The organism is Streptomyces sp. NPDC006463 (genome assembly GCF_042870715.1).
Taxonomy (GTDB): Bacteria; Actinomycetota; Actinomycetes; order Streptomycetales; family Streptomycetaceae; genus Streptomyces.
Genome location: NZ_JBIAHP010000011.1, coordinates 179,523 through 191,377 on the forward strand (window position 1 = coordinate 179,523; position 11,855 = coordinate 191,377).

General features: G+C 69.9%; 10 protein-coding genes. 4 read left to right on the forward strand and 6 right to left on the reverse strand.

The genetic code is table 11. From position 1 onward, the window contains the following. Positions 1-205: 205 nt before the first annotated feature. Positions 206-1,204: a polyphosphate kinase 2 family protein gene (locus ACFYOB_RS21595; RefSeq protein ID WP_388561715.1), complete on the forward strand. Its 999-nt coding sequence runs from the start codon at positions 206-208 to the stop codon at positions 1,202-1,204. Positions 1,205-1,268: 64 nt separating this feature from the next. After that, positions 1,269-1,490 carry a cation-transporting P-type ATPase gene (locus ACFYOB_RS21600; RefSeq protein ID WP_388561717.1) on the forward strand — a complete coding sequence of 74 codons (222 nt, stop codon included), beginning with the start codon at positions 1,269-1,271 and terminating at the stop codon, positions 1,488-1,490. 128 nt (positions 1,491-1,618) lie between these two features. On the opposite strand, the gene ACFYOB_RS21605 is transcribed toward ACFYOB_RS21600, so the two are convergent. Continuing rightward, positions 1,619-3,490: a SpoIIE family protein phosphatase gene (locus ACFYOB_RS21605; RefSeq protein WP_388561719.1), complete on the reverse strand. Its 1,872-nt coding sequence runs from the start codon at positions 3,488-3,490 to the stop codon at positions 1,619-1,621. A gap of 373 nt (positions 3,491-3,863) precedes the next feature. Between ACFYOB_RS21605 and ACFYOB_RS21610 the strand changes: the two genes are divergently transcribed. Next, on the forward strand, positions 3,864-4,676 hold the full coding sequence (locus ACFYOB_RS21610) for a class I SAM-dependent methyltransferase (RefSeq protein ID WP_388561721.1): 813 nt from the start codon (positions 3,864-3,866) through the stop codon (positions 4,674-4,676). Between the two features lie 110 nt (positions 4,677-4,786). On the opposite strand, the gene ACFYOB_RS21615 is transcribed toward ACFYOB_RS21610, so the two are convergent. From ACFYOB_RS21615 to ACFYOB_RS21630, 4 genes are all read right to left on the reverse strand, one after another. Next, positions 4,787-6,667 carry a DUF6777 domain-containing protein gene (locus ACFYOB_RS21615; RefSeq protein WP_388561723.1) on the reverse strand — a complete coding sequence of 627 codons (1,881 nt, stop codon included), beginning with the start codon at positions 6,665-6,667 and terminating at the stop codon, positions 4,787-4,789. Between the two features lie 544 nt (positions 6,668-7,211). Continuing rightward, positions 7,212-8,291, reverse strand: coding sequence for a tryptophan 2,3-dioxygenase family protein (locus ACFYOB_RS21620; RefSeq protein WP_388561725.1), 1,080 nt, complete (start codon positions 8,289-8,291; stop codon positions 7,212-7,214). A 401-nt stretch (positions 8,292-8,692) separates the two neighbouring features. Next, entirely contained in the window at positions 8,693-9,250 is a 558-nt protein-coding gene (locus ACFYOB_RS21625) for a DUF4232 domain-containing protein (RefSeq protein WP_388561727.1), read from the reverse strand. Positions 9,251-9,507: 257 nt separating this feature from the next. Next, positions 9,508-9,942: a hypothetical protein gene (locus tag ACFYOB_RS21630; RefSeq protein WP_388561729.1), complete on the reverse strand. Its 435-nt coding sequence runs from the start codon at positions 9,940-9,942 to the stop codon at positions 9,508-9,510. A gap of 347 nt (positions 9,943-10,289) precedes the next feature. Here ACFYOB_RS21630 and ACFYOB_RS21635 point away from each other — a divergent pair, with 347 nt between their 5' ends. Then, positions 10,290-11,048 (forward strand): hypothetical protein, encoded by a 759-nt coding sequence (locus ACFYOB_RS21635; protein ID WP_388561731.1) that lies wholly within the window; start codon positions 10,290-10,292, stop codon positions 11,046-11,048. 119 nt (positions 11,049-11,167) lie between these two features. On the opposite strand, the gene ACFYOB_RS21640 is transcribed toward ACFYOB_RS21635, so the two are convergent. Beyond that, positions 11,168-11,602: a hypothetical protein gene (locus tag ACFYOB_RS21640; protein ID WP_388561733.1), complete on the reverse strand. Its 435-nt coding sequence runs from the start codon at positions 11,600-11,602 to the stop codon at positions 11,168-11,170. Positions 11,603-11,855: the final 253 nt, after the last annotated feature.

Below are 11,855 nucleotides of genomic sequence, written 5' to 3' on the forward strand. Positions count from 1 at the left end.
TCCCTCGACAAGTGGCCCTGCAGCTTCCCGCCCCGCCTGAGGGGGCGATCTCGTTCAAGCGAGCAGACAATGAGCGCGAGGGATCCTGTCGTGTCTGAGGCGGGACGTGTGGGCCTGCGTCCCGATCCTGGTCGAACGCCGGTCCCGGAACGTGCACCGTGCCGCCTGCCGCATTCACCCCGGACCAGCGGAGGACTGATAGGTGATGTCGGACGAGAGAGCCGAACGCATCGCGGATTTCATCGGGCCACTTCGGGTGAGGCCGGGGTCGAAAGTGCGCCTGGAGCGGGACTTCGATCCTCGCTACAAGGCCGGTCTGAAGAAGCGGGACGGGGTCGAGCTGCTGAGGACCGGGGTGTCGCTGCTGGCCGAGTACCAGGAGCGGCTGGCCGCCCAGGACACGTACGGCGTCGTGCTCTGCCTCCAGGCACTCGACGCCGGGGGCAAGGACGGGACGATCCGCCACGTGATGAGCGGCGTCAATCCCCAGGGCGTACGGGTCAGCAGCTTCAAGGTGCCCTCCGCCGAGGAACTCGACCACGACTACCTGTGGCGCTACGCACAGCGGCTGCCCACGCGCGGCGAGATCGCCATCTTCAACCGCTCGCACTACGAGGAGGTTCTCGTCGTACGGGTCCACCCCGAGAACCTCGTCCGGCAGAAGCTGCCGGAGAACGCAGGTGGGAGGGACCTGTGGGACCGGCGCTATCGGGAGATCAACCGTTGGGAGCGGTACCTCACGGACAACGGGTTCAAGGTGGTGAAGATCTTCCTGAACCTGTCCAAGGAGGAGCAGCGCACCCGTTTCCTGAAGCGGATCGACCGGCCGGAGAAGAACTGGAAGTTCTCTGCAGCTGATGTCCGGGAGCGGCGCCGGTGGGACGACTACCAGTACGCGTTCTCCGAAATGCTGTCGGCCACGAGTACGAAGTGGGCGCCGTGGTACGTCGTGCCGGCGGACCGGAAGTGGTTCGCGCGGATCTGCGCGGCGGCGATCCTCGCGCACACCCTGATGGACATCGATCCTCAGTACCCCGACGTCGGGGAGGAGGCGCGCCAGGAGCTGCTCGTCACCAAACGGGACCTGGAGCGGGAGGCCCCAGCCGGGGCGCCGGCCGATCCGTACGCCGACCGGCATCCGTCGGCCGCGCGGGCCGCCGGGCGCAGAGACCGGCCGAAGAAGAAGAAGAAGAAGCGGGGCTAGGACCTGTCGGAGCAGCGCGCGACCGGCCCGGACGCATCCGCGGCCGCGGATCGGAGGCAGGACGATGACGGTGCGTTCGAATGCCGTGGGAGAACAGCCTCGGGCCGCCGGGGACGGTTGGTACTCATACGCTCCCGAGGAGGTCGCAGCCGCGTTCGGTGTCGATCCGGCGGTCGGTCTCTCCGCAGGACGGGCCGCGGAGCTCCTGACGGCGCACGGCCCGAACGCCGCCGCATCCTCGGGACGACCCAGATCAACGCGCGGCAGTTCGGCTGGGCGCTGCTGACCGCCCTCGCACTTCTGCTCCTGTGGGAACTGGGCAAGCTCCTGGCCCGTCGGTCGGCAGACGCCTGAATCCGGCGGGGTGCGTCCGTCGTCGGGATTCAGGCCGTCGGGATCCAGGCGTTTCACGTCTCACGCCGCCGAGGCGCCGTCTATGGCCTGCTCCGTCCAGATGGTCTTCCCGGTACTGGTGAACCGGCTGCCCCAGCGGTCGGTGACCTGGGCGATGAGGAAGAGGCCGCGTCCGCCTTCGTCCGTCTCCCGCGCGCGACGCAAGCGCGGCTGGGTACTGCTGGGGTCGGACACCTCGCAGACCAGCACCCGGTCTCGGATCAGCCGGAGGCCGACCGGGCCGCCCGCGTACCGGATGGCGTTCGTGACGAGCTCGCTGACGACGAGCTCCGTCACGAAGCCCAGTTCGTCCAGCTCCCAGTCGGACAGTTGCCCCAGCACCAGCTCACGGGCGTGCGCGACGAGGGACAGGTCGGCTTCGAGTTGCCACTCGGCGACCTGATCGGACGAGAGCGCGCGGGTGCGGGCGAGCAGCAGGGCAACGTCGTCGGCGGCGGGCTCCCGGGGCAGCACCCCGTCGACGATGCTCTGGCTGATGTCGCCCAGGGGCCGGCTCGGGTCTGCGCCGGCGAGCGAGGTCCTCAGCCTCTCCATCCCCTCCTCGATGTCGCCGCCGCGGCTCCCGACGAGTCCGTCCGTGAAGAACGCCAGCATGCTGCCGGGCGTCACGCCGAACTCGGTCACCTCGAAAGCCATTCCACCCACGCCCAGCGGCGGTCCCGGCGTCATGCCGACGAAGTCCGGCTCCTCGCCCGGCGACAGCAGGGCCGGCGGCGGATGCCCCGCCGTGGCGGCGGCGCAGTGCCTGGTCACCGGGTCGTAGACGGCGTACAGGCACGTCGCTCCGAGCACCGCCGGCTCGGAGCGGGAATCGCCGCTCGTCTGCTCGCTGGAGAAGCCGAGCACCAGGTCGTCGAGGTGCGTGAGCAGCTCGCCCGGATCCAGGTCGAGGTCGGCCAGGGTCTGCACGGCGGTCCGCAGTCGCGCCATGGCCGCGGTGGCGTCGAGTCCGTGGCCGACGACGTCTCCGACGACGAACGCCACGCGCAACGATGGCAGGGGGATCACGTCGAACCAGTCCCCGCCGACTCCCACGCCGCCGCTCGCCGGCTGATAGATCCCCGCCGCGTCCGCGGCAGGCGTGTTCAGGGCGGGGTGCGGCAGCAGGCTTCGCTGCAAGGCCACCGCCGACCGGTGCTCCCTGGTGTAGCGGCGGGCGTTGTCCAGACCGAGTGCGGCCCTGGAGACGACATCCTGCAGGAGGGCCGCGTCCTCCTCGCTGAACACGGAAGGCAACTGACTGCGCCAGACCGTGACGCAGCCGAGGACGAGGCCTCGCGCGTAGAGCGGCACCGCCACGGACGAGTGCGCCTCACTCGGGACGAACAGCAGCATGCTCTCGGCATCCACACCGAGCGCCGCACGCAGAGCGGAGACGTCGGACACCAGCACGGGCCGCCCCTCCATGAGGGGACGCATCAGGTCACTGTCCGGTACGGGAGGCAGCGCCTCTCCGACCGGCAGGAGGTCCTCCGCGGATATCCCCGGGCTCTGCGCGGCAGCGGCCCGGCGCAGGCGGACGTCACCGCTGGCGGCGAGGTGCGGCGGCTCGTCGCCCACCAGCACCGGCTCTGCGAGGTCCACGGTCGCCAGGTCGGCGAAATCAGGGACGAGCAGATCCACCAGGATCTCGGCCATGCCCGTCATGTCCAGGGAGGCCCCGATGGTGGCGGCCGCGGCGCGGGACAGCCCGGCCCGGCGTCGCTCCGAGTCCCGTTCGGCCGTTTCCGCCGCGGTTTCGGCCTGCGTGACCAGCACCAGCCACCGCACGCCGGAAGTGGGTTCGCCTGCGGACCGCGCCCCCAGCCGGACCACCTGGAACACCGAACCGGCCTGCTGACCCGCTTGGTCGCCTCCGGGCACCGTCAGCATGCGTCCGCCCGGCCCGGCGTCGGTTCCGCTGGGCGGAAGCAGCGCCAGAAGAGGAGCACACAGCTGGCCCGGTGAACAATCCAGCAGCGTCGCAGCCATCCGGGAACAGGCAATGACCAAGCCCTCGTCGTCCAGTACGACCGCTGCCATGTCACTGACGGACGCCGAGGCCTGACTCGGGCCGCCATGGTCCGTTTCGCGCATGTCGCCTCCACGCAGCGTGTCTTCAGTATCGCTCCCGAGGGTCCGCCCGGCGACCGGGCACCGAACGACCGGACGGTGTGTCGTGCGCCTGCCGGGAGCCAGCCCGGGAATGGGCGGCGTAAGGTCCGCGTAGACGGCCGACCGGCCGGGCGACAAGGGATGTGGTGCTGTGACGCGGCAGGACGACGGTCGCGACTCGTGGGCCGTCGGCGCAGCGTACGAACCGTACATCGGGCGGTGGAGCCGGGCGGTGGCCGCCGAGTTCGCAGGCCGGCTCGGCGTGGCCCCGGGTGAGCGCTGGGTGGACATCGGCTGCGGTACGGGTGCGGTCTCCCGGGCAGCGCTGGAGGTGGGCGCGGCCGGTGAGGTGGTCGGCGTGGACTCCTCGGCGGGGTACGTCCACCACGCCCGCAGCCTCGTGTCCGCTCCCCGCGCGCGTTTCGTCGTCGGCGACGCCATGGCCCTGCCGGTCCGCGATGCCGTGGCCGGGGCCGTCGTCAGCGGGCTGACGCTGAACTTCGTGTCCGATCCGGCGCGAGCCGTGTCCGAAATGGCGCGCGTCGCGCTGCCGGGCGCCGTCGTGGGCGCCTACGTATGGGACTACGCCGAGGGCATGCAGATCATCCGCCGCTTCTGGGATGCCGCCGCGTCACTCGACGACCGGGCAGGCGAACTGCACGAGGGGACACGCTTCCCGCTGTGCCGGCCGGGCCCGCTGCGTGCGCTGTTCGCCGATGCCGGCCTGACCTCCGTGCTCGTCGCGGCGATCGACGTACCGACACGCTTCCGCGACTTCGACGACTACTGGTCACCGTTCCTGGGCGGCCAAGGACCCGCCCCCGGGTACGCCTCCGCGCTGCCCCCGGATCGGCGGGCCAGGCTGCGGGAGCTTCTGCGTACCTCCCTACCCGCTGCCGCCGACGGGTCGATCCCCCTCACTGCCCGAGCCTGGATGGTCCTGGGCCGACACGGGGCCGGGTGATCGCCGTCGCCGCGCCGCCGCCGCTCGACCCTGCCCGGGGCGCCGGTCCGGTACTGCTCCGGGGGGCCGGCGAGGTGGGCGGCCCGGGGGCTCAAACAGTCAGGCCGGAATCAGCCGGACTGTTCCTCGTTGCCCGACTGCTGGTCGGAGTTTTGGTTCGGGACCGTGTCCGTATTCTGGTCCGGGACCTTCTGCTGGTTCTGGTCCGGGACCTCCTGCGGGCTCGTGTCCGGGACCTTCTGCTGGTTGTGCTCCGGCACCTTCTGCGGGCTCGTGTCCGGGACCTTCTGCTGGTTGTGCTCCGGCACCTTCTGCGGGCTCGTGTCCGGCACCTTCTGCGGCTTCGTGTCCGGGACCTTCTGGGGGTTCTGGTTCGGGACCTTCTGCGGCTTCGTGTCGGGCTTCTGCGCCGGCTTCTCCTCGGGCTTCGTGTTCGGCTTCTGCTCGGGCTTCGTGGCCGGCTTCTGCTCAGGCTTCGTGGCCGGCTTCTCCTCAGGCTTCTGCTCAGGCTTTGTGTTCGGCTTCTCTTCAGGCTTCGTGTTCGGCTTCTGCTCGGGCTTCGTGGCCGGCTTCTCCTCGGGCTTCGTGGCCGGCTTCTCCTCGGGCTTCGTGGCCGGCTTCTCCTCGGGCTTCGTGGCCGGCTTCTCCTCGGGCTTCTGCTCAGGCTTTGTGTCCGGCTTCTCCTCGGGCTTCGTGGCCGGCTTCTCTTCAGGCTTTGTGTCCGGCTTCTGCTCAGGCTTCGTGTCCGGCTTCTGCTCAGGCTTCGTGGCCGGCTTCTCCTCGGGCTTCTGCTCGGGCTTCTGCTCGGGCTTCTGCTCGGGCTTTGTGTCCGGCTTCTCCTCGGGCTTCTGCTCGGGCTTCGTGTCCGGCTTCTCTTCAGGCTTCGTGTCCGGCTTCTGTTCGGGCTTCGTGTCCGGCTTCTCTTCAGGCCTCTGCCCAGGCTTGGTGTCCGGCTTCTGCTCAGGCTTCGTGTCCGGCTTCTGCTCGGGCTTCGTGTCCGGCTTCTCTTCAGGCTTCTGCCCAGGCTTGGTGTCCGGCTTCTGCTCGGGCTTCGTGTGCGGCTTCTGCTCGGGCTTCTGCTCCGGCACCTTGTTCGAGTCCTGGTCGGGCACCACATTCGGCTTGGTGTGCGGCACCTTTCCGGGCTCCTGGCCCGGGACCTTCCCCGGGTGCTGGCCCGGGGGCCTCTCCACGGAGTCCTCGCGGGGCAGGGGCAGGACCGGGTACGGCGAGTCGGGCTTCTGGCCCTTGGGAGGAGGCACCTCGTGGTCATGCTTGCCCTGCACGTCTCCGCTCGGGCGCACGTACCATCCCTTGCGCTCGTGGTCGAACATCGTGACGGCCTTCACCGGCTTCTCGGCGGGTTTGACCGCAACGAGGCCGGAGGACCGGAACGACGACCACTGCTTGCCGCTGTACGTCTGCTTGCCCTTGACGGCGACGGGCGGGGCCAGCGGGTTGCCGCAAGCACAGCGCACACGCGGGACACCGCGGTCGTCGACCAGGACGGGCGTGCCGGCCTGCAGGATCGCCTGATAACCGACGGGCGCCTCGTTCTTGTACCCGTGGTTGGTGACCCGCGTGTCCCAGGCCAGCCGAACGGGCGTCAGTGACCGCAGATAGGCGGGGATCTCGGGCTGCTGGATGCGCAGCGGGGCGGCGAAGGCCTTCCCCTTGGCCGGGTGCTGCCCCAGGAATTTGATCTGCTTCTCGACGTCGCAGCTCGCGACGTTCCGTGTACCTCCGTACAACCCCGGGTACGCACCGTTGACCTCGAGCGTGCGCGCGTCGTCCGTCGACTTGGCGGCGGTTACGGGCATGACCTCGACGGTCTCGGACTCCGTGGCCGTCGACGGGGTGAACGGATCGGGGCCGGCCGCCGAGGTGGTTTGGAGGAAGACCTCTCCCCCGGCTGCCTTGTTCCCGCCCATGACGGTGAAGCCGAGGACGACCGCCGTCGCCATGACCACCACGCCGCTGGCACTCAGCACCGCCCTGCGCGACCGCCACCCGCGACGCCCGCCCTGCTTGTCCGGCTCACCCGGCTCACCCGGCTCACCCGGCTCGCCGCCTACGGTCGGCGGGCCAGGAGGCCCCGGCGGGGGCGGAGGCCCTGAAGGCGGAGGCCCCGGCGGCGGTGGCGGGGGATGCTCGTTCGTCGGCCGATCGGACAGCGGGCCGGACGGGGGGCCGGTGGGGCGCTCGCCCGGAGGAGGTAGGGAACTCACGACACTCTCCCCCTGAGGCAGGACATCGGGAAAATGGTGGTTGTTCGCATCTGCGCGCTCCTTACAGCCATTATGGCCTCCGCGTCCTGGAGGCGTGAATCATGGAAACTCCGCTCCCGCGAAAAAAGGTGAAGAGGTGGCCGGACGAGGCCGTCCTTCACGAGTCGACGCGGGCGGGGCCACTTGCTGTGCGTGAGCCCATGTCTTGAGTAAGCCTCTGACCTCGATGTCTCGTCACGTCGCGATTTTTCGGGGCTTGACAGGCGACAGAGGCCCCGCTGGGCTGCCTCTCCGCGACGGGCACGGCTCACACATCGCCGAACATGCGCACGGCGAGGCCGCTGTGGGCGGACTTCCACCGCTGCTGCCCGGCTTCCAGCCGGCTGAGCGCCGCGTCGAGAGGGTTCCACTGGGTCCGGTCGAAGCCTCCCTCGTGCCGGAGGTCGAGATATGCCTGGGTGACGGTGTCGTGGCCGGGAGCCTCCGCCTCGGCCCGTACGGCGGGGACACTCGTGAAGGCGGCCGAACGCAGGCTCCGGGCGGGAGGAACACCGCACAGGCGCTCGAACCGCTCGTACTGCTCGGACTGAATGGCGCCGACGCCCCGGGTGTACTGCCGGAAGGCGGAGAATTGCTCCGCCCGCATCGTGGCGACCGTGCGGAACAGCGCAGCAGCGCGCTCGAACATCGCGACCGCATGCTCTATTCGTTGCGCTCCGTCGTCGAGGCGTCCTGCGCGCAGTGCCCCGATGGCCGCTTTCATGTCGGCCACCGTCGCGGCGAAGAGCATTTCGCGGGTCTGCAGGACGCGGATGAAGAAGTACTCGTCGTGCAGTACGTAGACGGGCTGCACGGTGACGTCGAACCACCGCCAGGCGTCCGTCGCCGGGGGCCGGGGAAGGTGCTCGACGAGACCTTCCAGCCGGGACGGGGGTGTCTGCGCCACCCGTGACGGCAAGTCGCCGGGGTCCGGCCGGCCGAGTCCCTGCGTCACGAACCGCAGGGCATGCCGCAACCTCGTGCCCAGCGTCGCCGGATCCGGCCGGCCCCGGCTGGGCCCTTCGCGGGAGCCGCCTGCCGCCTTGATCTCGAAACGAACGGCGTCGGACATGAGCATGATGGACATCCGGTCCGCGCTCAGTCCGGAATGCCGTTCGTCCACGAGGAGCTCCAGGACCGGCAGCGCGAGGTAGGTGCGAGTGCGGAAACGCCCCTCGTGTTCGTCGAGCATGCAGTCGAGAAATGCGTTGAGGAACGGGCGGTCTGCGACGTGCCGATTCCGGACGTCGCTCAGCCGGACCAGCATTTGCTCCGGCAGGAAATGCTTTCCTGTCCGCCGCACGTGTGCGGTGAGGGACCGGGCCAGGGAGATTCCGTCGGATTCCACCGGCACCTGATCGGCGGGCGCCCAGCGCTTGATCCCCCGAAGGGTCGACGTAGGTGATTCGTCCCGGGGACATGGAATCGTGCTGTTCTCGGAAGTCATCGCCACTCGTCTCCCATGTCGGTGTGCCGCAGTTCGACGCAAGAACGTTTCCGGCCGACGGTCGGCCTCACGTCGGCCGAGCGGGGTACCGGATTCCACTAGGCATGATCGGAAGACCGCGCGTCATGTCTCGGGAATTCGTGTCTTGACAGGAGCGAGTGCGCTCGTGGTGCTGCGCTCGCCGGTGCCGGGGCGCGAAGCCTGAGCACGAACGTCGGGCCTCCGCCACCTACGACCGAGGTGGCGGAGGCCCGATGTCACGGGGAGCCGGATGTACGGGATATGGGAAACCGGTCGGGCACTCAGGAACCGCCGCCGCGGAAAGCCGTGGCGCGCACGGTGTCGCCGCAGAGTGCGAATTCCCCACCGTCGTCGGGCGCCACCTGGAGTCCGCCCCCTCCCACGCCCAGCACGATCGAGGGTGCGACGGTCGGCTCGACGCCGGACGCGCAGAACCCCTCGGCCTCACCGAGCACGGGGGTGAAGGTGAGCTGCGTCCAGGCCCGGCCGCCGACGGCCAGCGGCACGGCGCGCGCCCGGCCCTGACGGACGACGTTCAGGGGTTTGTTGCGGTCCGGCGATCCCTGACCGGCGAGGGCCACGGTGGGAAACCCCTTCAGGGCGCAGGCCTTCGGGCCGTCGTTGATGACGGTGATCCGCACCTTGCTGCCGCCGATCCGTTGCGCGCTGTCCGCGATGAGCTGCTTGCTCGCACAGGGGGCGGCGGGCGCCCGTTGCCCGGCCGTCTCCTTCGCCGCAGCGCCCGGACCGGCTGCCAGCAACAGGCCGCACGTCACGGCGCCCGCCACGAGCCAACAGGTCGGGGCGCCGGCCACGCAGCCTCGCATTGTGCCCTTCATGGAGTCTCCTCACGGTTCGCAGGACGCCCGCTCACCCCGGCCACGCCCTCCGCTCCCCCTCGGCCGCATCCTCCCTCAGCGTCGCACCGCCCCGGACCGACGGCACGCGTAGCGCTCTGACCTGGCCTTGTCCCGGGCCGGGCGCCGCCCCGCACGCAGATGCCGGAGAGGCTGTGGGCCTCTCCGGCATCTGCGGTGCGGGGCGGCGGCTCGCCGGGACGGACTCCCGGAGGCTGCGGGCAGGGGGCTGTCAGCCCTCACTTGCCGAGCTTCGCCTTCACGTCCTCCCTGAGCTGCTTCTTGAGCTGGCCCTTGTTGACCTTGTGCACGGTGCCGCCGGTGCCGGTGCCGTCACCGCCGACGGACGTGGCGTCGCCCAGGTTGGTGGCGTCGGCGCTGGCGCTGCCGCCGGTGGCGCTGCCGGTGGTGATAACGCACTTGCCCTTGCAGCTGCCGACACCCGAGTTCGCGGCGCCGCCGGTGGCCGTGCCACCGGCCGTGGTGTTCTCCGCGTTGGAGTCACCGCCGGTACCGACGCCGTCGGCGCTGTCGCCGTGGGCGAGGGCTACGGCCTGCTGCGGGACGGCGGCCGGGGCGGCCATCGCGGTCGCCGGGAGGGCTATACCTCCACCCACCAGTGCCAGGGAAGCTCCGGCCAGAACGACACGACGGGTCGAGAAACGCTCGAACATGGGAATTCTCCATTCAATATCAAAAGAGCCTGCAAACCGCCCCGCGGAACAGGCCGGGAATAATTTCTTCGACCTCGGGTTCTCCGGGAGTTCCCCGGTGAGGGCGTACTTCAAATAAACCCTGTGCGGGAACGTACGTCACGCCACTTGAATACGTGACTTGACGTCGAGAACCGATCTTGGTAGACGGCTGTCGCCGCAGCCGCGAAGACCGGGAAGGGCCCGTGAACACGCCGCACTTCGCCGGATCCTGCTCGCGACATGATCCGCACGATAACGTCGGGCCTCGAATAGCCGCCCGCTTTGCCACAGGCGGAGACCTCACACACCAATCCCGGAGAATTCCGATGAACGAGCGTTCCTGGACCCGTCGTATCGTGCTGGCCGCGGCATCCGTGGCACTGGCCGGCGGCATGGCGCTGCCGGCGACCGCGATGGCCGCACCGGCGGCCCCGCAGTACGGCTACGGCAGCATCAACAGCGCCGCAGCGTACGGCGCCCCCGGCGTGTGCGAGGGCCTCTGCCACGGCACCTCCAACACCGGCACGGGCGACGGCGCCTCCGGCGTGTGCAAGGGCCTGTGCCACGACAGCACCAACACCGCGGTGGGCGACGGCGCCTCCGGCGCGTGCGAAGGCCTGTGTGGCGGCAGCACCAACACCACTGTGGGGGCCAGGGCGTTCAACGAGTGCACGGGCCTCTGCGGCACCAGCACCAACACCTCAGTGGGCGACGGCGCCTCCAACGCGTGCAGCGGCCTGTGTCACGACAGCGTCAACACCACCTGGAGCGGTGAGGTTCTGAGCGGTGACGTGGTGAGCGGTGGCCGCTCCGCCTCCGTGACCTCGGCCGGACAAGGCGCGCGCGCCCGAGGCGCCAAGGGTGGGGGCAGCGGCGGCGCCGTCAGCGGCGACGCCAACGCCGAGAACACCACCGTCGGAGGAACCGCCACCAGCGGCTCCGCCACCTCCGGCGGCGTCGGCACCTGCATCGGCCGGTGCACGATCACCACGGGTGACGCGACGAGCGGCAGTGCCAGCGCCGACGCCACCAACACCGGCGACGCCATCGCCGTGAGCGGTGAGTCGACGGCCGCGGGCTCCTGATCCTGGATCACCTCACGTACGCGACGGACGCCGGAGGGGCCGTGGGCCTCTCCGGCGTCTGCCGTGCGGGGACGAGCCGGCCGGGACGCGCTCCCGGGGCTGCGGGGCTGCCAGTGCCCTCAATTGGCAAGCTTGACCTTGAGGTTCTGCAGGATCTGGTTCTTGATGTCCTGCGTGTCGACCTTGCGCACGGTGCCGCCCGTGCCGGTGCCGTCACCGCCCACGGACGTGGCGTCGCCAAGGTTGGTGGCATCGGCGCTGGCGTTGCCGCCCTGGGCCTTACCGGTGGTGATTTCGCACCTGCCCCCGCACTCGCCGACACCCGAGTTCGCGGCGCCACCGGTGGCCGTACCACCGACCGTGGTGTTCTCCGCGTTGGAGTTACCGCCGGTACCGATGCCGTCGGCGCTGTCGCCGTGGGCGAGGGCTACGGCCTGCTGCGGGACGGCGGCCGGGGCGGCCATCGCGGTCGCCGGCAGGGCGATACCGCCACCCAGCAGCGCCAGGGAAGCTCCGGCCAGAACGACACGACGGGTCGAGAAACGCTCGAACATGGGAATTCTCCATTCGGTGTAAAAAGAAGGGTTCTGTACCGCCCCGGGAAAACGGGCCGGGATGATATTTCGACCTCGTTTCCTCCGGGGATTCCCCGGTGAGGGCGCACTTCAAATAAACCCCGCCGGGAGACGTGCGTCACGCCACTTCAACACGTGACTTGACGCCTGAGATCAATCTTGGTAAAAGCTGGGCCAATTCGACCGGCGGAGGCCGATTCACCCCTGCCTGCACCCCGAGCCGGCCTCATCG

What these genes read in the sequence shown, in the direction of transcription:
- ACFYOB_RS21605 (WP_388561719.1), bottom strand. Translation starts at nt 3,490, where the DNA reads ATGCTGACGGTGCCCGGAGGCGACCAAGCGGGTCAGCAGGCCGGTTCG.
- ACFYOB_RS21635 (WP_388561731.1), top strand. Translation starts at nt 10,290, where the DNA reads ATGAACGAGCGTTCCTGGACCCGTCGTATCGTGCTGGCCGCGGCATCC.
- ACFYOB_RS21630 (WP_388561729.1), bottom strand. Translation starts at nt 9,942, where the DNA reads ATGTTCGAGCGTTTCTCGACCCGTCGTGTCGTTCTGGCCGGAGCTTCC.
- ACFYOB_RS21600 (WP_388561717.1), top strand. Translation starts at nt 1,269, where the DNA reads ATGACGGTGCGTTCGAATGCCGTGGGAGAACAGCCTCGGGCCGCCGGG.
- ACFYOB_RS21595 (WP_388561715.1), top strand. Translation starts at nt 206, where the DNA reads ATGTCGGACGAGAGAGCCGAACGCATCGCGGATTTCATCGGGCCACTT.
- ACFYOB_RS21625 (WP_388561727.1), bottom strand. Translation starts at nt 9,250, where the DNA reads ATGAAGGGCACAATGCGAGGCTGCGTGGCCGGCGCCCCGACCTGTTGG.
- ACFYOB_RS21640 (WP_388561733.1), bottom strand. Translation starts at nt 11,602, where the DNA reads ATGTTCGAGCGTTTCTCGACCCGTCGTGTCGTTCTGGCCGGAGCTTCC.